At 66.4% G+C, this 21,382-nt stretch carries 22 protein-coding genes; 6 read left to right on the plus strand and 16 right to left on the minus strand.

The window, feature by feature from the left end:
• Nucleotides 1–25 precede the first annotated feature (25 nt).
• Nucleotides 26–1,024, minus strand: coding sequence for a DMT family transporter (locus ACZ1JV_RS12170; protein WP_465151749.1), 999 nt, complete (start codon nucleotides 1,022–1,024; stop codon nucleotides 26–28).
• A 97-nt stretch (nucleotides 1,025–1,121) separates the two neighbouring features.
• On the opposite strand from ACZ1JV_RS12170, the gene ACZ1JV_RS12175 reads away from it, so the two are divergent.
• Entirely contained in the window at nucleotides 1,122–1,631 is a 510-nt protein-coding gene (locus tag ACZ1JV_RS12175; RefSeq protein WP_465136120.1) for an Lrp/AsnC family transcriptional regulator, read from the plus strand.
• Between the two features lie 10 nt (nucleotides 1,632–1,641).
• Here the strand turns inward: ACZ1JV_RS12175 and ACZ1JV_RS12180 are convergent, their stop codons facing one another.
• The 8 genes from ACZ1JV_RS12180 to ACZ1JV_RS12215 form a co-directional block, all read right to left on the minus strand.
• A complete protein-coding gene (locus ACZ1JV_RS12180) occupies nucleotides 1,642–2,229 on the minus strand; it encodes a lysozyme (RefSeq protein WP_465151750.1) in 588 nt (195 codons plus the stop codon).
• Nucleotides 2,230–2,325: 96 nt separating this feature from the next.
• Nucleotides 2,326–2,889, minus strand: coding sequence for a fasciclin domain-containing protein (locus ACZ1JV_RS12185; RefSeq protein ID WP_465136118.1), 564 nt, complete (start codon nucleotides 2,887–2,889; stop codon nucleotides 2,326–2,328).
• A 58-nt stretch (nucleotides 2,890–2,947) separates the two neighbouring features.
• On the minus strand, nucleotides 2,948–4,171 hold the full coding sequence (locus ACZ1JV_RS12190; RefSeq protein ID WP_465151751.1) for a hypothetical protein: 1,224 nt from the start codon (nucleotides 4,169–4,171) through the stop codon (nucleotides 2,948–2,950).
• 208 nt (nucleotides 4,172–4,379) lie between these two features.
• On the minus strand, nucleotides 4,380–5,789 hold the full coding sequence (gene glnA, locus ACZ1JV_RS12195; protein WP_465136116.1) for a type I glutamate--ammonia ligase: 1,410 nt from the start codon (nucleotides 5,787–5,789) through the stop codon (nucleotides 4,380–4,382).
• Between the two features lie 205 nt (nucleotides 5,790–5,994).
• Nucleotides 5,995–6,333, minus strand: a complete 339-nt coding sequence (locus ACZ1JV_RS12200; RefSeq protein ID WP_021233466.1) for a P-II family nitrogen regulator — start codon at nucleotides 6,331–6,333, stop codon at nucleotides 5,995–5,997.
• A 547-nt stretch (nucleotides 6,334–6,880) separates the two neighbouring features.
• Nucleotides 6,881–7,804: an N-acetyl-gamma-glutamyl-phosphate reductase gene (gene argC, locus ACZ1JV_RS12205; protein WP_465151752.1), complete on the minus strand. Its 924-nt coding sequence runs from the start codon at nucleotides 7,802–7,804 to the stop codon at nucleotides 6,881–6,883.
• Nucleotides 7,804–8,103, minus strand: a complete 300-nt coding sequence (locus ACZ1JV_RS12210) for an SH3 domain-containing protein (protein WP_465152553.1) — start codon at nucleotides 8,101–8,103, stop codon at nucleotides 7,804–7,806. The genes argC and ACZ1JV_RS12210 overlap by 1 nt, the downstream gene beginning before the upstream one ends.
• 129 nt (nucleotides 8,104–8,232) lie before the next feature.
• The gene (locus ACZ1JV_RS12215; protein ID WP_465151753.1) at nucleotides 8,233–9,642 is read right to left on the minus strand and encodes a leucyl aminopeptidase family protein; all 1,410 of its coding nucleotides are present in this window, start codon (nucleotides 9,640–9,642) and stop codon (nucleotides 8,233–8,235) included.
• Nucleotides 9,643–9,731: 89 nt separating this feature from the next.
• On the opposite strand from ACZ1JV_RS12215, the gene ACZ1JV_RS12220 reads away from it, so the two are divergent.
• From ACZ1JV_RS12220 to ACZ1JV_RS12230, 3 genes are all read left to right on the plus strand, one after another.
• The gene (locus ACZ1JV_RS12220) at nucleotides 9,732–10,535 is read left to right on the plus strand and encodes a DUF4163 domain-containing protein (RefSeq protein ID WP_465151754.1); all 804 of its coding nucleotides are present in this window, start codon (nucleotides 9,732–9,734) and stop codon (nucleotides 10,533–10,535) included.
• A 74-nt stretch (nucleotides 10,536–10,609) separates the two neighbouring features.
• Nucleotides 10,610–11,440 carry a type I methionyl aminopeptidase gene (gene map / locus ACZ1JV_RS12225; protein WP_465136112.1) on the plus strand — a complete coding sequence of 277 codons (831 nt, stop codon included), beginning with the start codon at nucleotides 10,610–10,612 and terminating at the stop codon, nucleotides 11,438–11,440.
• Nucleotides 11,441–11,681: 241 nt separating this feature from the next.
• Complete coding sequence (locus tag ACZ1JV_RS12230; protein ID WP_465151755.1) at nucleotides 11,682–12,731, plus strand: hypothetical protein; 1,050 nt, start codon at nucleotides 11,682–11,684, stop codon at nucleotides 12,729–12,731.
• A gap of 202 nt (nucleotides 12,732–12,933) precedes the next feature.
• On the opposite strand, the gene ACZ1JV_RS12235 is transcribed toward ACZ1JV_RS12230, so the two are convergent.
• Nucleotides 12,934–13,719 (minus strand): helix-turn-helix domain-containing protein, encoded by a 786-nt coding sequence (locus ACZ1JV_RS12235; protein ID WP_465151756.1) that lies wholly within the window; start codon nucleotides 13,717–13,719, stop codon nucleotides 12,934–12,936.
• Nucleotides 13,720–13,800: 81 nt separating this feature from the next.
• Here ACZ1JV_RS12235 and ACZ1JV_RS12240 point away from each other — a divergent pair, with 81 nt between their 5' ends.
• Nucleotides 13,801–14,577: a class I SAM-dependent methyltransferase gene (locus tag ACZ1JV_RS12240; protein ID WP_465151757.1), complete on the plus strand. Its 777-nt coding sequence runs from the start codon at nucleotides 13,801–13,803 to the stop codon at nucleotides 14,575–14,577.
• A 144-nt stretch (nucleotides 14,578–14,721) separates the two neighbouring features.
• On the opposite strand, the gene ACZ1JV_RS12245 is transcribed toward ACZ1JV_RS12240, so the two are convergent.
• The 6 genes from ACZ1JV_RS12245 to bioF form a co-directional block, all read right to left on the minus strand.
• Nucleotides 14,722–15,381 carry a peroxiredoxin gene (locus tag ACZ1JV_RS12245; RefSeq protein WP_465151758.1) on the minus strand — a complete coding sequence of 220 codons (660 nt, stop codon included), beginning with the start codon at nucleotides 15,379–15,381 and terminating at the stop codon, nucleotides 14,722–14,724.
• Nucleotides 15,382–15,578: 197 nt separating this feature from the next.
• On the minus strand, nucleotides 15,579–16,832 hold the full coding sequence (locus ACZ1JV_RS12250; protein WP_465151759.1) for an adenosylmethionine--8-amino-7-oxononanoate transaminase: 1,254 nt from the start codon (nucleotides 16,830–16,832) through the stop codon (nucleotides 15,579–15,581).
• Complete coding sequence (gene bioD, locus ACZ1JV_RS12255; RefSeq protein ID WP_465151760.1) at nucleotides 16,829–17,473, minus strand: dethiobiotin synthase; 645 nt, start codon at nucleotides 17,471–17,473, stop codon at nucleotides 16,829–16,831. Before bioD ends, ACZ1JV_RS12250 begins: the two co-directional genes overlap by 4 nt.
• Before the next feature lie 7 nt (nucleotides 17,474–17,480).
• Entirely contained in the window at nucleotides 17,481–18,227 is a 747-nt protein-coding gene (locus ACZ1JV_RS12260; RefSeq protein ID WP_465151761.1) for a methyltransferase domain-containing protein, read from the minus strand.
• Nucleotides 18,224–18,859 carry an alpha/beta fold hydrolase gene (locus ACZ1JV_RS12265; RefSeq protein ID WP_465151762.1) on the minus strand — a complete coding sequence of 212 codons (636 nt, stop codon included), beginning with the start codon at nucleotides 18,857–18,859 and terminating at the stop codon, nucleotides 18,224–18,226. Before ACZ1JV_RS12265 ends, ACZ1JV_RS12260 begins: the two co-directional genes overlap by 4 nt.
• Nucleotides 18,856–20,019 (minus strand): 8-amino-7-oxononanoate synthase, encoded by a 1,164-nt coding sequence (bioF, locus tag ACZ1JV_RS12270; RefSeq protein WP_465151763.1) that lies wholly within the window; start codon nucleotides 20,017–20,019, stop codon nucleotides 18,856–18,858. Before bioF ends, ACZ1JV_RS12265 begins: the two co-directional genes overlap by 4 nt.
• A gap of 214 nt (nucleotides 20,020–20,233) precedes the next feature.
• Here bioF and ACZ1JV_RS12275 point away from each other — a divergent pair, with 214 nt between their 5' ends.
• Entirely contained in the window at nucleotides 20,234–21,193 is a 960-nt protein-coding gene (locus ACZ1JV_RS12275) for a GAF domain-containing protein (protein ID WP_465151764.1), read from the plus strand.
• Nucleotides 21,194–21,382: the final 189 nt, after the last annotated feature.

The raw sequence follows: 21,382 nt of genomic DNA on the forward strand, positions 1-21,382 counted from the left end.
GGACGTTCCTTGAGGCAGCGCGTTTCTAGTGCGCGGCGCCTTCGTTGAGCGCCGCCAGATCCTCGTCCGCCGGCTTGCGATGCGCGGCCAGGCAGGTCAGCACCGCCGCCACCAGCAGCCCGAAGGCGGCGATCTCGAACACGGTGGGCAGGCGGTGCTCCCAGATCAGCGCATAGGCCAGCGCGAACAGCGTTTCGAACAGGATCATCTGGCCCACCAGCGTCAGCGGCAGCAGGCGGCTGGCCCGGTTCCACAGCGCATTGCCAGCGATCGAGGCCAGCAGGGCGATGCCGACCGAGACGGTCAGGAAGCCGGTCCACTGGTTGGTCGTGCGCACCGCGTCGGCCTGCCAGATCGCCAGCGGGATCAGCGCCGCACCTTGCAGGCCGGTCACGACCCCCAGCAGCAGGTTCCAGTCGTGAGATGAAACCGCATCGAGCCGGGCGAGCCAACGGCTATTGCCCACGGCAAAGGCGCTCCATGAAGCAAGCGCGCCCACGGCGCAGGCCAAGCCGACAAGGCGGGAGGCCATCGGCGCCGTGCCGGGCGCGGCAATCGCCTGCCAGCCGATGCACAGCACGCCCGCCGCGCAGAGCAGCAGCGACGGCGCCAGCCTGATCAGCGGCACGGCGCCATGGTCGCGGCTGCCGACGAGGGTGACGGTCACCGGCAGGAAGCCGACGATGATCGAGGTCATGGCGATCCCGCCGATATGCACGGCGTTTACCAGCAGCACGAAGTAGAGCGTGTTGCCCGTCAGCGCGAGCCAGCAGAGCGCGATCCACGCGTCTCGCGGCAGATGGGCGGTGATGGATTTCCAGCGCGGCGCCAGCAGCAGCGCGGAAATGAGGCCATAGCTGACATAGCGCCCGATCGTCAGTTCCAGCGGACCGAAGGCGCGCACCAGTTCCGGGGCAAGGAAGACGAGGCCCCAGAGCGCGCCCGCCCCGGCCCCGCAAAGCACACCCAGCAGCGTCGTCCGCGTGCCCGCGGTGCCCGCCGTCATGCTTCCCGCCAATTCCATCTTCGCGCTCCATCGTGCCAGTCAGGCGGGACATATCATCATGTGAATGAGGCATGCGCTCTTGATTTGCCCCCTGAACGCAACAAAAGCTCTCAGCGTGACCCGATCCAGCAGCAAATCTTCGCCCCGCACCTCTCCCCGACTCGATTCGTTCGATCGCGCGATCCTGCGCATCGTCCAGCAGGACGCGCGCACGCCGCAGCGCCGCATTGCAGAGGCAGTGAACCTTTCGGCGGCGGCGGTGCAGCGGCGCATCGCGGCGATGGAGGCAGCGGGGGTGATCACCCGCAACGTCGCGCTGGTCGATCCCGCGGCATTGGGGCAGGACATCACCTCGATCGTGCAGGTGAATCTGCGCGACGAACGCGCGCCCACGGTCGATGCCGCGAAGGCGCTGTTTCGGGCGCGACCGGAAGTGCAGCAGTGTTACTATGTCACCGGCGGCGTCAGTTTCGTGCTGGTCATCGTCACCAGCGACATGCGCGCCTACGAAGCGCTGACCCGCGAACTGTTCGCAGAGAACGACTGCATCGCCAGCTACGGCTCGCTGATCGCGCTCGACCGGGTGAAGGTGGACACCGGCGTCGTCATTCCGCCACCCGGCTGAGTATGACAGGTCAGGGCGCCGCGTAGAGCCGCGCTTCCTCCGCGCGGCGTTTCTCCAGGCCTTCCAGCACTTTGCCGTCGTTGCGGATCCATTTGCCGAATTCCTGCTGCGCCTCGGCAAACCGGCCCTGCAGGTGCAGCTTGCCCAGCGTGGAACTGGCGATGGCCCCGGTGTTGTAGTGGAACGAGACCAGCGCATCGAACTGGTTGGGCGTGGTCGCGGCCGAGCCCAGGAACCTTGCGACCGCATCGACATAGCGCTGCACGTCGCGATCGAAACGGGCATCGCATTCCGCCTGCGTCCAGACCGTACCCGGCCCGATGTCCGCGCCGGTCGATCCCCAGCCGATCGTCCAGGGGAGCCCGTCGCGGCTGCCCGGATCGGGATAGGCGCCGAAGCGGCCATCGGGGCGCTTCCTGCCGCAACCTTCCCAGGTCTTGATCAGCGCCTTGCCGGCGTCGCCCAGCGTATGTGCCGGAACCGGCGCGATGCCGAGCGCAAGGTCTATCGCGCTGTCGAGACGGGTGACGTCCTGCGGGGTGAAACTGCGTCCGATCAGGTGGCGGACTTCATCGAAAATCGGCTTGCGATCCAGCATCAGGCCTCTCCGTAATGGCGGGAAGGCCGATCAAGTAAGCCGGATGCGGGCCGGTAGGAAAATGGTTTGTGCGCAGCCGGCGCCAGGCGGCAGGCGTCAGAGCTTGCGCAGCACGCCGCTGATCGGAATGGCGATGCTGGCGCCGCCGGCCACGGGATTGTCCTCCAGCGTCGCCTGAGAGCCATCGTCGGCGGTAACCGTGATCGCGTCGCCCGCCTTGGTGAACGTCACCGAACCGCCGCCCAGCGTGGGCATCGCCACTTTGCCGGTCTTGCTGGCGGCGATGGCGGAGGAAATGTCCTCCGGCGTCATGTAGCCGGTCAACATGTGGTTGCGGACCAGCGCGGCGAGGGCGGCGTGATCGTTGGCGGTGACGAGTGCCTTGGCCTTGTCTCCCAGCGCATCGAAGGCATCGTCTTCCGGGGCCAGCAGGGTGTAGCTGCCCCGGTCGTTGAAGGCGCCTTCGATCCCGGTGGTCTTCAGCGCCTCGGCCATCGTCTGCATCCCGTCCGCATCGTCCAGCATTTCGGGCAGGGTCTCGCTGGCGGGCGTAACCGCGGCGATCTCGCTGGAGGCATCTGCCGAGGGGGACTTGCCGGAGCAGGCGGCAAGGATCAGCGCGGTGGCAAGCAGCGGTGCGGCTAGGATGGCTTTGCGCATGGCGGCGGTTTTCCGTGGTAGCTGGCGGGGCAGAGGGTGGATCAGGTGGCGGTACGGATCAGGCGAGCAGTTCGATGGCCGCCTGCACCAGGCGCGTGGCGGGATCGATCTGGTAGATCGTGCCATCTGAATAGCGGTATAACGCCTTGGGCCCATCGAAATACTGGTCTCGATAGCGGTAGGGCACATTGTAGACGTCATAGCCGGCAGGCATCGTGCCGCCGACCTCGATCGCGTTCCCGGTCAACAGCGCGGCCACGGCGGTAATGGCGGCATCGTCGGGATCGATGCGGTAGATCACATCGTCGTAATAGCGATAGCCGCTGGCCGGGCCGAGGTCGTAATAGCGCGAATAGTAATCGGGCAGCGGCGCGGCGCCATAGGTTGCCGGCCATACCTGACCCACCGCCAGTGCACCGCCGAGCAGGGGGATATAGCTGGCGACCGCGCTGTCCGGGCCAAGGCGGAGCAGATAGCCTTCCGTGTAGCGGTATCCGGCGTCGCGGGTGTAGTCCCCGTACCAGCCCGGCAGTTTCCAGCGGTTGGGCGCAGGCTCGCTCAGGGCTGGCGGGGCACAGTTCGCATAGCGCTTGGCGATGCCGGGCGGGCAGCCGCCGAAGCTTTGGCGCGGGGGCTGCGCGGCCCAATAGGAATGGCCGGAGGCGGTGACGATATTCACCCGGTCGTTGGTGGGCACCTCGAACGACCGGCCCTGCGGATCACGATGCGCGATGTCGCGCACATCGTCGCGGATCGGGCGCTGCTGTTGGCCGCGTTGCTGCTGCCATTGCTGCTGCCATTGCTGCTCCTGTTCGCGGCGACGGGATGCTTCCTGCTGCGGGGGTTGGCCTGGGCCTCTGCCGGGGCCGGCATCTTTCGGCGCGGGACGGTCGCCATCCGGGCGGGGATCGCGACCGGTGTCGCGGCCGGGATCGCGCGGTCTTGAATTATCGGGCCCCGGATCACGGGGGTTCTGTTCATGAGGGCCCTGCTGGTGAGATCCCTGCTCAGGCGGTCCCTGATCGCGGGGGGCATTCGCACGCTGCGCATTGCGTTCCGGCGCATCGGGCCGGGTTTGCCCCGCTTCGGGATGGACTTGCGGGCGATCGCCGGACGGATTGGGCCGACCGGTATCGCGGGGGGCGGAAGGTTGTCCGGGCCGGTCGCCACCCTGCTGCGGGCCCTGATCGTGGCCGGGTTGTTGCGCGCTGACGGAAGCCGAAAGCGCCAGCAGGGCAAGGGGGGCGGTTGCCTTGGTCAATGTGCTGCGCGTGCGGGCCATGCAGGGTCTCCTTCGGGAAAAGGCAACGGTTGCATACCGGCCGCTGTTCCCCCCGTCATGTCGCCAATGGTCGCAACGGCCACATAGTTGGGCAAACAGGGGCGAGAGGGCGGCCGGTGGGGAGGGTAAAGAAAAAGGGCCCCCGGACAAGTCCGGAGGCCCCACTCGGTGAACCGAGATACCCTCTCCCCGCGAGAGGCAGCGCGGGTTAGGCGCTGTAGTACATGTCGAATTCGACGGCCGACGGCGTGGTTTCCCAGCGCAGCACTTCCGGCCACTTGAGTTCGAGATAGGCTTCGATCTGGTCCTTGGTGAACACGCCGCCTTCGAGAAGGAAGTCGTGGTCGGCGGCCAGCGAGTCGAGCGCTTCACGGAGCGAACCGCAAACGGTCGGCACTTCGGCGAGTTCGGCCGGCGGCAGATCGTAGAGGTTCTTGTCCATGGCGTCGCCAGGGTGGATCTTGTTCTTGATGCCGTCCAGGCCAGCCATCAGCAGCGAGGCGTAGCACAGGTACGGGTTGGCCATCGCGTCGGGGAAGCGGAATTCCACGCGCTTTGCCTTGTCGCCCGCACCGTAGGGGATGCGGCACGAAGCCGAACGGTTGCGCGCCGAGTAGGCGAGCAGCACGGGGGCTTCGTAGCCCGGCACCAGACGCTTGTAGCTGTTGGTGGTCGGGTTGGTGAAGGCGTTGAGGGCCTTGGCGTGCTTGATGACGCCGCCGATGAAGTACAGGCACATGTCGGAGAGACCGGCATAGCCGTTACCGGCGAACAGCGGGCTGCCCTTGTCCCAGATCGAGATATGCGTGTGCATGCCCGATCCGTTGTCCTTCATGATCGGCTTCGGCATGAACGTGGCGGTCTTGCCGTAAGCCTGCGCGACCATGTGCACGACGTACTTGTAGATCTGCATGCGGTCGGCGGTGGTGACCAGCGTGCCGAAGGTCAGGCCGAGTTCGTGCTGGGCAGCCGCCACTTCGTGGTGGTGCTTGTCGCAGGGCAGGCCCATTTCGAGCATGGTGGTGACCATCTCGGCGCGGATGTCGACAGCCGAGTCGACCGGAGCGACCGGGAAGTAGCCGCCCTTGGCGCGCGGACGGTGGCCCAGGTTGCCCTGGTCGTACGACTTGTCCGAGTTGCCGGGCAGTTCGATGTCGTCGATCTTGAAGCCGTTGCCTTCGTAACCGTCGTAGAACTTCACGTCGTCGAACATGAAGAATTCGGCTTCGGGGCCGACGTAGACGGTGTCGCCGAAGCCGGCCGACTTCACGAACGATTCAGCGCGCTTCGCGGTCGAGCGCGGGTCGCGGGCATAGAGTTCGCCGGTCGAGGGTTCGACGATGTCGCAGAACAGGATCAGCATCGGCGTGGCCGAGAACGGATCGACGTAGACGGCGTCGAGGTCGGGCTTGAGGATCATGTCCGACTCGTTGATGGCCTTCCAGCCTTCGATCGACGAACCGTCGAACATCAGGCCGTCTTCCAGCTCGTCCTCACCCAGGACCGAAGAAACCATGGTGAGGTGCTGCCACTTGCCCTTCGGGTCGGTGAAACGCAGATCAACCCACTCGATTTCCTCGTCCTTGATCTTCTTGAGGACGTCCTTTGCACTAGCCATTATCTTGGTTCTCCAGTGATGCTCTTCCGATCCCGAAAGAGACTTTGAGTTTGGGCATTTCGTGTCTTTCGGGAATGGACGGCCCCCCGACCGTCCATTCCCGATCCGGTCCAGTCTCCGCTAGGGGACGGGCCCGGAAAATCTCTGTGCGGGAAGGCGTGCCCGTCAGGCGACGGACGACCCCTCCTATCAAATCGGTCGCGCCTTAGAGCGCGTCGTCGTCACGCTCGCCGGTGCGGATGCGGACGGCGGTCTCGATCGGCACGACGAAAATCTTGCCGTCGCCGATGCGGCCGGTCTGCGCGGCGTCGGCGATCGCTTCGACAACGCGTTCGGCCAGGGCATCAGGAACTACCACCTCAAGCTTCACCTTGGGCAGGAAGTCGACCACGTACTCGGCGCCGCGATAGAGTTCCGTGTGGCCCTTCTGGCGGCCGAAGCCCTTCGCCTCGGTAACCGTGATGCCCGAGACGCCCACTTCATGCAGCGCTTCCTTCACTTCGTCGAGTTTGAACGGCTTGATGATCGCTTCGATTTTCTTCACGCCTGTCTAGACCCCTGCGCTTGTTTCCCGGCTTCTTCCGATGAGGAGTCCGGTCCCGGGAACCAGCTGCCTCGCGCGCGACTCCCATCAAGAATCGTGCCAATGCGGTTGCGAAAGTCCTAGGCGAAGTGTGCAGGCGCGAAAAGCCCGGAATTGCACCTTTTCGATAGCCGTTAAGCAGTCTTATAAGGGTCAATGCCGGAGGAGGCACAACATCTGTTCAAGAAGTGGGCAGGGGGTGCCTGAAAATTGTGCAAGTGCTGCCTGCGAACAAGGCGGCAGGGCGCTGTCGTTAGCGGCGTGGTTAACACCGCTCCTGAGGGTAAACGAAAAACGCCGCGGATCCGGTTGGCGATCTGCGGCGCTCATGTTCGTTGAGAGGAAGGTGTTTGTCTAGCTGTTTGGAAATCCGCCGTGGGCGGATTTCGCGGCCCCAGCCCTCTCCCCCACCCGACCACCCGACAGGGTACTTTCATGGGTGGTCGGGTGGGGGAGAGGGCTGGGGCCGCTACGAAAATGCGCTTTCGCGCATTTTTCAATCAGACTCTTAGAGGCGCAAACCTGCGGTCTCCGGAAGGCCCGCCATCAGATTGAGGTTCTGCACCGCCGCGCCGCTCGCACCCTTGCCGAGATTGTCGAGCATGGCGACCATGCGGGCCTGCGATCCGTCCTGGGCGCCGAGAACACGCAGCGTCAGCGTATCGACCGGCTCCATCGAGGCGCGCAGCAGCAGTTCGTCAGGCTGATCGTCAACCACGGTGACGATTTCGCTGCCTGCATAGAACTCGGCCAGCGCGGCGCGCAGGTCGGCGGCAGTGCCGGCCTTGGGCATCATCGAAAGATGCAGCGGCACTTCGACCAGCATGCCGCGATGCGCGGGCACCACGGCGGGGGCGAAAATCGGTGCGTGGGTCAGGCCGACATGCGCGGTCATTTCCGGCACGTGCTTGTGGCCCATCGCCAGGCCATAGGCGCGGAAGGCGATGTCGCGGTCTTCCTCGAAGCGGGCGATCAGGGCTTTGCCGCCGCCCGAATAGCCGGAGACGGCATGGCACACATAAGGCCAGTCGGCCGGCAGCAACCCGGCGCGCACCAGCGGCGCGACCAGTGCGATGAAGCCGGTGGGATAGCAGCCCGGATTGCTGACGAACCGCGCGGCGGCCACGGTCTCACGCCCCACCACTTCGGGGAAGCCGTAAGTCCAGTCCGGCGCAACGCGGTGCGCGGAAGAGGCATCGATCACGCGGGTGGTGTCGTTGCGGATCATGCTGACGGCGGCCTTGGCGGCATCGTCGGGCAGGCAGAGGATCACGAAGTCTGCGGCATTGAGCGCTTCGGCGCGGGCGGCATCGTCCTTGCGACGGGCTTCGTCGAGGACGATCAGTTCGAATTCGCTGCGGCCGGCAAGCCGTTCGGCGATTTCAAGCCCGGTGGTGCCGGCGGCACCGTCGATGAAGACGCTCTTTGCCATCACTTCAGAGCCTCGATCTGGCTCAGCGAAACATAGCCGACCTGGCCGTCTTCGCCCAGCTGGCCCCAGGCCCACTGACCGGCGATGTCCAGCACGTTGAACGTCTCGCCCACGGGCAACTCGCGAATCGCCTCTGCCTCGTCACGTCCGAAGGTGCGCAGCACGGCGCCGTCCAGAACCTTGTGCGGCATCGGCACCGCATAGTGCGGCACGAAGTAGCGACCGGCGAGCTTGATATGCGCAAGGTCGCCGCGAACGGGCAGGCAGCCGGGATCCGCGGTCACGCTCGGCCCCGTCATGGCAAGCTGCTTTCCGGCAAGCGTGCCTTCCGTCTGGGGGCGGGTATAGGAATCCTCAGTGGCCAACGCGGGGGAATCTCCAAAAGCAAAGATGCGCGCGCTTAGCGGTGCTTCGCCCATTTCGCAACATTAGCCGCCAGACGGGGTGTAGCGCTGCTGCAACACGTGCCACGCGGCACGCAGCCCCAGCGCGTCGCCGCCCTTGGGACGGCCCGGCTTGGTGGCGGGGCGCCATGCGAAAGTGTCGAAGTGAATCCAGTCGGTTCCGGCCGGCACGAAGCGATCGAGGAACAGTGCGGCAGTGCTCGACCCGGCAAAGCCGCTCGATCCGGCATTGTTGATGTCGGCAATGTCGGACTTCAGATATTCGCGGTACCCGTCGTAGAGCGGCAGGCGCCAGCACGGATCGTCCACGGCGAGGCCGGCATCGAGAATCTCCTGCGCGGTGCCGTCCTGCCGCGTGAACAGCGCCGGAAGGTCCGGGCCAACGGCGACGCGCGCGGCGCCGGTCAGGGTGGCGAAGTCGATCACCAGTTCCGGCTCCTTCTCGCCCGCGCGGGTGAGGGCATCGCCCAGCACCAGACGGCCCTCGGCATCGGTATTGCCAATCTCGACGGTGATCCCGGCGCGGCTCTTGAGCACGTCTCCGGGGCGGAAGGAGTTGCCGGCGATGGCGTTCTCCACCGCCGGGATCAGCAGGTGCAGGCGCACCGGCAGCTTCGCGCCCATGATCAGGCGGGCGAGGGCGAGGGCATGCGCGGCGCCGCCCATGTCCTTCTTCATCAGCAGCATCCCGGCACCGGGCTTGATGTCCAGCCCGCCCGAATCGAAGCAGACGCCCTTGCCGATCACAGCGATCTTCGGGTGCTTGGGGTCGCCCCATTCCAGCTCGATCAGGCGCGGGACGTGGGAACGGCCCGCCGCGCGGCCGACGGCGTGGACCATCGGATATTCGCGTTCCAGCATTTCGCCGCGCGTCACATGGATTTCCGCACGGAACGCCTTGGCCAGGCCTTCGGCCTCCGCCTCAAGCTGACCCGGCCCCATGTCTTCTGCCGGCGTATTGACCAGATCGCGCACGAGTTCGGTCGCCTCGGCCGCGGCGATCATCGCGTCGATGGCCTTGACCTCGCTGGTGAGGAGAATGCGCGGGCCTTCGTCGGAAGGGTCGGAGCGATAGCGGTCGAACCGGTACTGTCCGGTGACCCAGCCCAGCAGCGCCTTGCCCGGCCCCCAAGATTCAGAGGGCCCGCCTGAGCAACGGTAGGTGCCTTCAGGCAGCACATCGGCCAGCTTGCCGAGGCACCAGCTGGTCAGCGCCGCGGGATCGGCAACTCCGGCCACAACTGCCCAGCCATCGCCCTCGGCAAAGATCGCATGGGTGCCCGCGTCGCCCGCGAATTTCTGCGCATCCAGTGCGGCGCGCTGCGGAACCGAAAGGCACTTGAGGAATTGGTCCAGTCCATCCTTGTTCACAAGGTGGATGGTCACGGCCTTCTGGCCACGGTCGGGCTGAATCAATGCGTTCTTGTCGCTCATGGCCAGATTCTCTAGCCTTCCTGAGAGCGGTAGCCGAGAGGAAAATGATGCGAAATCGTGGTTGGTTGATGGCGTCCGTTGCAACAGCGATGCTTATGCTGGCGGGCTGCAAGGGCGATCCCGCGCCTTCGCCCAGCGCAACCGCTTCCGAAGCGCCCGTGCAGGCAGTGGCTACCGAGGATGCCGGCACCCCCACCGACGATGCCAGCGCCGTGCCCGTGGGTGGGGCCCGCAAGGAAAAGGTGGCGAACGATCTCTATGAGTTCGACTATTCCTACCCTGATGCGGCGGGCGCGATTCCGGGCCTGAAGGCTGAACTGGACAAGCAACTCGACCAGCAGCGGACGGAACTGATCGGCTCCGCCAAGGACGACCGCGCCGAGGCCAAGAAGAACGATTTCCCCTACCACGCGCACAGCTATCAGGAAGACTGGAAGGTCGTCGCCAGTCTGCCCGGCTGGCTGTCGATCTCCTCTGAATTCTACACGTACTCCGGCGGCGCGCATGGCATGAGCGGATCGGACACGCTGCTCTGGGACCGGCATGCAGAGACCGTCCGTAAGCCGGTCGATCTTTTCGTCAGCAAGGCGGCCTTGTCCAAGGCCCTGCGCACGCCGTTCTGCGCCGCGCTCGACAAGGAGCGGGTCAAGCGCCGGGGCGGCCCCATCGACAAGAGCGACGAGATGTTCTCCGAATGCATCGATCCGCTCGATCAGGTGGTGATCCTGGGCTCCACCAACGGGCAGACGTTCGACCGCATCGGCGTGCTGGTGCCGCCGTACAATGCCGGGCCCTATGCAGAGGGCAGCTATGAGATCACCTTGCCGGTGACGGGCGCCGTGACGGCGGCGTTGAAGCCCCAATATCGGGCCAGTTTCTCGCTTGGAAAGTGATGCATCGAGGAAACGCAACCGCACCTGCGCAGTCCTGATTCGCATTTTCAATCCATGCTCGCTATCTTGTCGCCATGACCGAATACCAGACCGTAGAACCCGGAAGTGAAACCGTCCTGCGCGACGGCACCATCAAGCTGCACGGCCCTGAGGGCTTCGAAGGCATGCGCAAGGCCGGCCGCCTTGCCGCTTCGATTCTCGACGAGATCGCGCCGATGGTGCAGCCCGGCGTGTCGACCGCCGAGATCGACGACAAGGTGCGCGAACTGACGCTGGACGGCGGCGCGGTGCCCGCCACGCTGGGCTATCGCGGCTATGCGCATTCGTGCTGTATCTCGATCAACCACGTGGTCTGCCACGGCATTCCGTCCGACAAGACGATCAAGGACGGCGATATCGTCAATATCGACGTGACCCCGCTGCTCGATGGCTGGCACGGCGACACCAGCCGCATGTACCTGGCCGGCGACGTCTCGCTGAAGGCCCGCCGCCTTGTCGACGTGACTTACGAATGCCTGATGATCGGCATCGAGCAGGCCAAGCCCGGCAACCGCGTGGGTGACATCGGCGCGGCCATTCAGGCCTATGCCGAGTCGTTCCGCTACGGCGTCGTGCGGGAGTTCTGCGGCCACGGCCTCGGCCGCCTGTTCCATGATGCGCCCGAAGTGGTGCATGCCGGCCGCCCCGGCACCGGTCCGCTGCTGAAGCCCGGCATGTTCATGACCATCGAACCGATGATCAACCTCGGCAAGCCGCCGGTGAAGCTGCTGTCGGACGGCTGGACGGCGGTAACGCGCGACAAGTCGCTTTCGGCCCAGTTCGAGCACTCGATCGGTATCACCGAGACCGGCTGCGAGATCTTCACCACGAGTCTCAAGGGCCTGCACAAGCCCCCTTACGCTTGATTGAAATCCGGCCGTAGGCCGGATTTGCGGCACCAGCCCACTCCCCCACCCGACCTCCCACGAGTGTATCCTGATGGGAGGTCGGGTGGGGGAGTGGGCTGGTGCCGCGTAAAATGCGCTTTCTGCGCATTTTCAAAAAACCGATTAAGGCAGGCAGGATATCGCCCCGGCGCATGTGCCGGGGCGTGACCTGACGCGCAGGCCATGACAGCCTCCCCGGCAAAACGAGGGAGAGATTGCCATGGCCACCACAGCGATGGACCTGACCGGCGGCGTTCCTGAAGATCGCGAATTCGTCGTTGCCGAAAAGCCAGATAACGGCCTGCGCGATGCGGTAAACGTCTGGATCGAGGAAGAAAACGGCCTCTTCGCCATGCGCATCGGCGTCGAGGCGGTGGGATCGCACTGGGATCGTCACGAGTTCTGGCTGGACGTTGCCTTTGCCGACGGCCGCCTGCTCTCCAAGCGCGGCGATGGCGAGACGCACGCGCCTTACGGGGCCGACGGCCGCCCCACCGTGCGCGGCACCGGGCCTGTCCGCTTCGAATGCGTGGAACCGTTCCGCCGCTGGACCGCGACCTACAAGGGCCAGGTCGCCGAAACCACGGCGCAGGAAATCATCGACAACCCCGGCTTCGAGGAAACGGCCTGGGCCGACCTTGAAATCGCCGTCGACATGGAAATGGCCGCGCCGCCGTGGGTGCCGGGATCGCTGCTCCCCGAAGCGGCCGAGGCGCTGGGCGGCGAGCAGGGCAGTTTCATGAGCCCGCGCTACGAACAGCTTTTCCGTTGCGCCGGCACGCTGACCGTCAATGGCGAGAGCCGTCCGTTCAAGGCCAACGGGTTGCGCATCCGTCGCACCGGTTTCCGCGCTTTCGCCGGGTTCTGGGGCCACTGCTGGCAATCCGCCACTTTCCCCAGCGGCCGCGCCTTCGGGTTCAATATCTACCCCCCGAGAGAAGATGGCGGCCTCAACTATGCCGAGGGCTGGATCATCGATGCCGACGGCACGCGCACCCCGGCGCGTCCGGTGCAGGTGCCGTGGCTGCGCCGCTTCCTGACCGGGGGAGAGGACGTGTCCTTCGTGCTCGAAACCATCGACGGCCGCCGTGTGGAGATCGCGGGCGAGACTTTCACCAACACCCGCTCTCGTGGCGGGCATGTGCTGCCGCCGGACTGGCCGAAGGACTTCCCGCTCGTGCAGCAGAGCCATGCTTTCTACACCTGGGATGGCGAGCGGACGACCGGCATGATCGAGCGGTCGAGCAAGCCGAGTGTGATGGAGCTTTAGGGCGCGGCAACGCGCGGTTGGCTAAACCGCGCCGCTCGGGCCGACCAAGAGCTAGTCCAGATCAATACCCCCCGTCGTCCCCGCGAAGGCGGGGACCCCGCTTTCTTGAAGCGTAGCGCGAAGGCAGCGGGCCCCCGCCTTCGCGGGGGCGACGGAGTGTGTGTGGCTGCGACAATCGCAGCAGGTCTGATTGGTGCTTAGCTCAGGGCTCGGTCGCGGCAGCCGGTTCCAGAAACACCAAGCGAAAATCCTCTCGCTCTACATCCGCCAGAGTGTGCTGGGTGAAGTGCAGCAACCCGTCCTCCGGGTGCAGGAAATCGCGCGCTCCGCCTTCGCGCGCGAGCACCGACTGGCTCTCCCATCCCTCTCGGAATTCCGGGCTCTCGTTCTGGAGCCATTCCACCACGGCGCCCACGCGCGGATCGCTCATCACGCGGCCGTAGTCGCGGCGGAACTCGGCGAGCAGACGCATGGCGCGGGTGTGCCAGTCGGGCAGTAGCGTGCGCGCGGCGGGGTAGGTGAAGACGTAACGCAGCAGATTGGGCGCGCTCTCGCTGTCGAACAGCCCGGTGAACAAGCGCCGCGCGGCGGGATTGGCGGCGCAGACCGACCATGCGGGATCCAGCGCATAGGCCGGGAAGGGCAGCGCGGCCACGGCCGCGGTGATTGCGGGCGGCGCGGCCTCGCGCGAAGCGGCGAAGGGATCGGCGGGGTCGCGGCGTTCGGCGAGGGAAAAGAGGTAGTCGCGCTCGGCCGGTGACAGGCTGAGGGCACCGGCAAGGCGGCCGAGCGTTTCGGCGGAAGGGCGCACCTCGCGGCCCTGTTCGATCCAGGCGACCCATGTGGAGCCAATGGCGGCGCGCGCAGCCAGTTCCTCACGTCGCAAGCCGGGCGTGCGGCGACGACGGGCATGACCTTCGGGGGCGAGTCCTTCGCGGCGGGCGCGGACGAAGGCGCCCAGCAGGCGGCGTTGTTCCTCGGTGGACATGGCAGCATTTATAACAGGATAATTATGTCCATTGTAACAGGCTAAATTGCGTTCATGTGGAGCGCCGAAAGGAGATCGACCATGACCGATCAGACACAATATGCCCCCACGCAGCATGGGCTGGCGCAAAGCCAGTTCGGCGAAATGTCCGCTGCTTATGTGACCAGCGCCGTCCACGCCTCTGGCGCGGATCTCGAAACCATCGCCGCGCGCGCACTCGTCGCCGCGCCGCGCCATGCGATCGATCTCGGCGCGGGGGGCGGGCATGTCGCTTATGCGATGGCGCCGCATGCGGAGCAGGTGATGGCCTGCGATCTGTCACCGGAGATGCTGGAGCAGGTTGCCGCCGAGGCAGCGCGGCGAGGCCTTGCGAACATCGCCGTGGAAGCTGCGCCAGCCGAAGCGCTGCCGTTTGCGGACGACGCGTTCGATTTCCTCGCCTGCCGTTTCTCCACACACCACTGGCGCGATGCCGAGGCCGGTCTGCGCGAGGCTCGGCGGGTGCTGAAGGCGGGATCGCCGGCGATCTTCGTGGATGTGGTGGCGCCGGGCGATGCTTCGGCGGACACGCATCTGCAGGCAGTGGAACTGCTGCGGGATGTCAGCCACGTGCGCGATTACACGGTGGCGCAGTGGATCGCGATGCTGGATCGGGCCGGGTTTGCGGCGCGAGAGGTGCGAACCGGGCGCTTGCGGATGGACTTCGCGACCTGGACCGCCCGCATGCGCACGCCGCCTGAGCGGGTGGCGACGATCCGGGGGCTTCAGGCGGTCGCTCCGGCGGAAGTGGCGGCGTGGTTCGGGATCGAGGCGGATGGCTCGTTCACCATCGATACGGTGACGATCGAGGCGGTTTGATCGCGGCCAAGCGATCCTCCCCCACCGGGGGAGGGGGACCGCCCGAAGGGTGGTGGAGGGGGAATGGCGCAGTGCTGCCGAAAGCCCCCTCCGTCAGCGCTTCGCGCTGCCACCTCCCCCGGTGGGGGAGGATCTTGAGACGGCTTACTCCGGCTGCGCTACCAGTCGCAGGTAGGGCTTCAGCGTCTCCCAACCGTCCGGATAGATCTTCGCGGCTTCGTCATCGGAAACGGCGGGAACGATGATCACCTTCTCGCCGTCCTGCCAGTTCACCGGCGTCGCCACGCGGTGGCGGGCGGTGAGCTGCATCGAATCGAGCACGCGCAGGATCTCGTCGAAGTTGCGGCCGGTGGTCATGGGATAGCTGATCATCAGCTTGATCCGCTTGTCCGGGCCGATCACGAAGACGGTGCGCACGGTGGCGTTATCGGCGGCCGTACGCCCCTCGGCGCCGCCCTCGATCGCTTCGGGCAGCATGTTGTAGAGCTTGGCGACGGTCAGTTCGGTGTCGGCGATCATCGGGAAGTTCGGCCCGGTACCCTGCGTTTCCGCGATGTCCTGCGCCCAGCGCGCGTGGTTGTCGACGGGATCGACGCTGAGGCCGATCACCTTGGTGTTGCGCTTGTCGAATTCGGGCTTCAGGCTGGCCATGTAGCCCAGCTCGGTAGTGCAGACCGGCGTGAAGTCCTTGGGGTGCGAAAACAGGATCGCCCAGCTATCCCCGATCCATTCGTGGAAATTGATCGGACCCTCGGTGGTCTCTGCCCTGAAATTGGGGGCTTCGGAATTGATGCGGAGCGTCATCGCGGTCTTTCCTCTCGGCGTCGGGAAGACCTTGGTGCTTCCCGAACAAGTGAAACGTCGAATTCGAGAAGCATTATTCGCGCGAGTGAGTATCCGATTCGTCGGAAGCTGGACAGAACCTTTTGTGCAGTGGTGAACACTTCTTCATCTAGGTCGCCCGAATGGGCGACGAGGCGGGGCTTTTTTGGTTTGCCGCGTTAGAAGGAGATCACCGCTTCACCGATGGCATCCCATACACGGGCCAGTTCGTCGTCGGTGATGCAGTAGGGCGGCATGACGTAGACCGTGTTGCCCAGCGGACGCAGAAGCACGTCGCGTTCCCGGAAGAAGGCCATCAGGCGCGGTGCAAGGTCGCTCATGTACCCGGTTTCGCCGCTGGTCTTGAGGTCCAGCGCGGCCAGGGTGCCAAGCGTGCGCGGATTGTCGAAGTGGCAGAACCGGCCCAGCTTCTCGATCCACGCCACCTGCTTTTCAGCCAGTGCCTTCACGCGTTCCAGCACCGGCTCCTCGCGCCAGATGGCAAGGTTCGCTGCCGCCGCCGCGCAAGCGATCGGGTTGGCGGTGTAGCTGGAGGAATGGAAGAACATCCGCGCCCGGTCGGTCGAGTAATGCGCCTCGAAGATCGGCTCGCTGGCCATCGTCACCGCCAGCGGGATCGCGCCGCCGGTCAGGCCTTTCGACAGGCAGAGGATATCGGGCACCACGCCCGCCTGTTCGCAGGCGAGCAAGGTGCCGGTGCGGCCCCATGCGGTCATCACTTCGTCGGCGATGAACAGCACGCCGTACTTGGCGCAAATGTCTCGCATCGCCGCGAGCGTTTCCGGCCCGTAGAACAGCATCCCGCCGGATCCGAGCACCAGCGGCTCGACGATCAGCGCGGCGGTATCCGGCTGGCGGCAGAGCGCCTCCAGCGCGTCCAGCGTTTCCTGCTCGGCACCGGCGGCGGGGAAGGGGATGCGGCCCACGTCGAACAGCAGCGGGTCGTAGGGCCGGTTGAACACGCCGCGCGCGCCCACGGACATCGCGCCGATGGTGTCGCCGTGGTAGGAATGGTCCATCACCACGATGCGGTGGCGGTTTTCGCCGCGCCAGTGCCAGAAGCCGAGCGCCATCTTCAGCGCCACTTCGACACTGGTGGAGCCCGAATCCGAGAAGAACACGCGCGTCAGGCTCTCGGGCATCAGCGCGCGCAGGCCCGCGGCGACCTGCTCGGCGGGTTCGTGCGTCCAGCCCGCGAAGATCAGCTGGTCCAGCTTGCCCGCCTGCTCGGCAATCGCGCCCATGATGCGCGGGTGGCAGTGGCCGTGCGTCGTCACCCACCAGGAGGAGATCGCGTCCACCACCGCGCGCCCGTCCGCCGTGTGCAACAGCGCGCCTTCGGATCGGGTGACCAGCGGCACTGGCTCCTGAAGGCCGTGCTGGGTGAAGGGATGCCAGATCGAAGAGGTCATGCTGCCCCCGTTTGCGCGACGAAATCGTTGAGGTCGAAATTCGCGGCGAACGCCTCGCGCAGCGCCTCGGGCGTCAGCGGCGAGACATGTGGGAGGCGGCCCAGGCGGCGGACTTTGCCCATCGCGCAGATCGTCGCCTCGCTGTCTTCCTGAGCCTCGCCGACGAAGGCCACGCCCAGCACTTCGACGCCGCGCGCGCGCAGCGCTTCGATGGTCAGTAGCGAGTGGTTGATCGTGCCTAGCACCGTGCGCGCCACCACGATCACCGGCGCGTTCCAGCGCGCGAACTGATCGGAATAGGTCATGCTGCGCGAAAGCGGCACCAGCGCGCCGCCTGCGCCTTCGACCACCAACGGGCCATCGACGCGCGGCAGGGCGAGGCGGGCGGGGTCAATTTCCACCCCATCGATCTCGGCTGCGCGATGGGGCGAGCAGGGGGTGGTGAGGCGATAGGCTTCCGCCAGCACCTTTTCGCGCGGCAGGCCGGAGAGGCGGGCGACGCGGTCGGCATCACCGCCGTCTTCTTCCAGCCCGGCCTGCACCGGCTTCCAGTAATACGCGCCCAGCGCGCCTGCGAGGGCGGCGGCGAAGACGGTCTTGCCGATTTCGGTATCGGTGCCGGTTACGATGATGGTGCTCATAAGCCGCTCAACTAGCGCGGCATACGTGACAGGTCACGACCTCGTAAGTCACTTCGCATCCGCTTTGGGCAAATCGACCCAGCGTGCGGCGCAATTGTCCCGGCGTCAGCGGGCGGTGATTGGCGTCCGCCGCCTGCGCGCCGATGGCCTTGAGGCCGCGTAGGAAGGCCAGAGGGTCTTCGTGGCGCTCCACGTGATTTTCGACCGTGACGGTGCAGTCTGTGAACGCTTCGACCGGCGCGAAAGCGGGGGTTCCGGCGCTCAGCCCCTCGGCCGCATGGGCGGCGCGCCATTCGGCAAAGCTGCCGGGGCCGAGCGTGGTGACCATCAGGTGTCCGCCGGGCGCCAGCCATCCGGCCATGCGGGCAAGCGCGGCGGGCGCATCGTCGAACCACTGCACGGCAAGGCTGGAACAGATCAGGTCGAACGGCCCGCCTTCAGGGGCGCCATATTCGCCGTCGAGCACAGCGAAGCGGCGGTGCGCATTCTCTCCAAGGCGGGCGCGGCAGCGCTCCAGCATCTCGGGCGCGAGGTCGGTAATCAGCCAGCCGCCGCCGATGCCGACATTGCCCAGCGCCTCGGTGAGAAAGCCGGTGCCGCAGCCGATTTCCAAAACGCGGGGCGCTTCAGGCAGGTCCAGCGTGGCGATCCGCGCGGCCAGTGCTTCGGCCACTTCGCGCTGCACGCGGGCATGACCGTCATAGTCGGGCGCGGCGGCGAAGGCGCGGCGGACTTTCTCGCGCGGGACGTTCATGCCAGCAGGCCCGGTGTTACCATGGCTGCCAGCCCGCGCACCGCTTCGGCGCAGAGTTCGGGGTCCTGGATCGGCAGGAGATGGCCGCCTGCCTCACTCTCGATCCGGCGGACGTCGCCGCCTTCGAAGGTGGTGGCGCGCATCCGGCCGGGCAGCAGCGGATCCTGACCGCCTTGCAGCGAGATCACCGGAACCTTGGGCAGCGGCGCGCGGGCATCGCGCAGGCGCAGCAGGTCGCGGCGGAGCAGCTCGGCGTCGATCTTTCCCTCGGGCACGGTGCCGCCGATCTGCTGGTGGAAGCTGGCGAGCACGCCCGCCGGCATCTGTCCGAAACGGCGGATCATGTGCTCGACCACGCGCACCGGCACGCCCGCCTGGCCGAGCGGCGCGGTGAAGCGCGCGAACCCGTTGATGGCGACCACGCCCACAAGGCTCGGCGGCGGATCGCTGAGTACGCGGATCGTGCCGAAGCTGTGCGTCACCGCGATGCAGGGGCCGTCTACTTCAGGTGCCAAAGGCGCGCCGAAGTAGCCGCGATCGTCGATCACGCTGTCGAAATCGGCCAGCAGTGCGGCGAGCGGCTGCCAGAAGCTTCGATCGAAACCCCAGCCATGGGCGTAAAGCAACTTCACCGATGCGCCTCGATAGCGGCGATCAGGGCGTCGATATCGCTTTCGGAATGCGTCGCGCGTAGGGCGATGCGTAACCGGCTGGTGCCGGGCGGCACTGTCGGCGGCCGGATCGCGGAGGCGAGGAAGCCCGCGTCCTCCAGCTTGCGGGAGAGCGCCATGGCATCGGCTTCCGCGCCGATCACGGCGGGCACGATCTGGGTAGAGGACTCGCCGTGATCCAAGCCCAGCTTTGCCAGCCCCGCACGCAACCGGTCGCCCAGCGCGGAAAGGTGCGCGCGCTCGGCCTCCATCGTCGGCACCAGATCCAGCGCGGCATCGACCGCGCCCAGCACGGCGGGCGGCGGCGCGGTGGTGAAGATCATCCCGCTCGCCGCGTTGACGAGGTAGTCGATCAGCACTTGCGATCCGGCGATATAGGCGCCGAACCCGCCCAGCGCCTTGCTGAACGTGCCCATGATCACATCCACCTTGCCCGGCGCGAGCGCGGAAAGGCCCGCGCCGTCCGGGCCCAGCACGCCGGTCGCATGGGCCTCGTCGATGTAGAGCACGGCGTCGTACTTCTCGGCGATCTGGGCAAGGCGGACCACATCGGCACGGTCGCCGTCCATCGAGAACACGCTCTCGGTCAGGATCAGCCGCGCCGGTGCTTCCACGCCCTTGCTGGCGAGCAACTGTTCGAGATGGTCGAGGTCGTTGTGCCGGAACCGATGCTGCCGCGCGCCGGACATGGCGATGCCGGCATGCATGCTCGCATGGATCAGCCGGTCCGCGAACACCGCGACGCCGGGCATGGCGGCGATAAGCGCCGGGATAGTCGCCGCATTGGCCTGCCAGCCGCTGGCGAAGACCAGCGCGGCTTCCGCATGCTTGAACCGGGCTATCCGCGCCTCCAGGGCAAGGTGCGCCGGGCTGGTGCCCGTCACCAGCCGCGATGCGCCGGAACCCGCGCCGTGGTCGCGTGCCCATTCGCCGGCACGCTCCGCCAGCAGCGGATGACTCGCCAGGCCGAGATAGTCGTTGCTGGAAAAATCGACGAGTTCGCGTCCGTCACGCCGGATGCGCCCGGCGGCGGCAAGCGCGGCGGGGCGCAGCACGCGCCGCTGCCCAGCGCCGTCGATCCGCGCCAGTGACGCTGCGAGGAAGGAATCGAGCCTCTTCATCGCGCTCGCCGGTATGGCAAGCGGCCGGCCGAGACAATGGGCGATCGCATGGCCGCCGCCGAAGCGCGCCTTGCGGGAAAGGCGATCCGCCGCAGCACCCCCTCCGCGAGAATCTTCCCAACTGACGCGTATCTCAGTGTTTTTCCCGATCAATTGGATGATCGACGGGGCGTTGAAATGCAGGTAGATTCCACGTCCGGAACAGGGGAAAGCGATGGCGGCAGAGGGTTTCCGTCACGGTGAAATTGTCCTTCGCACGGTGCGGTCCGAAACCGCGGCCGCCCTGTCGCCTGTGGCGGCATCCTGGTGCCGCTCCGCGCTGCACTATGGGCTGGATCCCGATAACTTGCGTGCTGCGGAGCGATTGGGCGCGGCGTCGATAGCGATGATCCGCGAAGCCAGCGGAGAGCTTCCCTTGATCGCCAAACCCGTGATCGATGCGCTGTTCGGCAGCGTCGGGCGGAGCGGAGCCTGTCTGCTGCTGGCCAATGGCGATGGCGTGGTGCTGGACATGCGGGCCAGCGATGCGGAGCAGGACGTTTTCGTGGCCCACGGTCTGGCGATCGGCGCGGGATGGAGCGAGGCGCGGCAGGGCACTAACGGCATCGGTACCTGTCTGGTGGAACAGCGCGCGGTGACGATCCGGCGTGACGAGCACTTTGCCAGCCGCAACACCGGGGTTTCCTGCATGGCGGCGCCGGTCTTCGATCCGGACGGGCAGGTCATGGCCGCGCTGAACGTTTCCAGCGCGCGCCGCGATCTGGACGAGCCGATGGCGTTGCTGGTGGCCGCGCTGGTGCAGGATGCCGCCCGTTCGATCGAGCGCGAGGTGTTCTGCCACCGCTTTGCCGATGCGCGGATCGTGCTGGCCCCCGGAGAGCGCGCGGGCAGCGGCCCGGCGCTGCTGGCCGTGGACCGGGATGATCTGGTGATCGGCGCCACCCGCGCGGCGCGGCGAAGGTTGCGGCTTGAGATCGGCGGCGCGCTGGATCCACGGCCGCTGGGCGACATTCTGGGCCAGCCGGCCGCGGGCGGGTTCGACGATGGCGACCGCACCGTGCTGCGTCAGGCGCTGGCGCGGGCTGGAGGCAATGTCTCCGCTGCAGCCCGGCTGCTGGGAATCGGCCGCGCGACGTTCTATCGCCGGATGGACCGGGTGGGGCTCACCGCCTGATCGGTCCGGAATCGACCAAACCTGTCCCGCTGGCGAGACAGGTTTGCCGATCGGGCACCGCGCTCCCCTTGCCCCTCCGCCGGACGAATCATAGTTTGGCATTGCAGCTTCTCCGGGGCCTCCTCCCTCCGCCGTCTCGGTGAAGCTCAGGCGCTGGCGAGGCCTGTACCTCTCTCCCATCCCCCCGCA

This window comes from Novosphingobium sp. BL-S-19 (genome assembly GCF_055521675.1).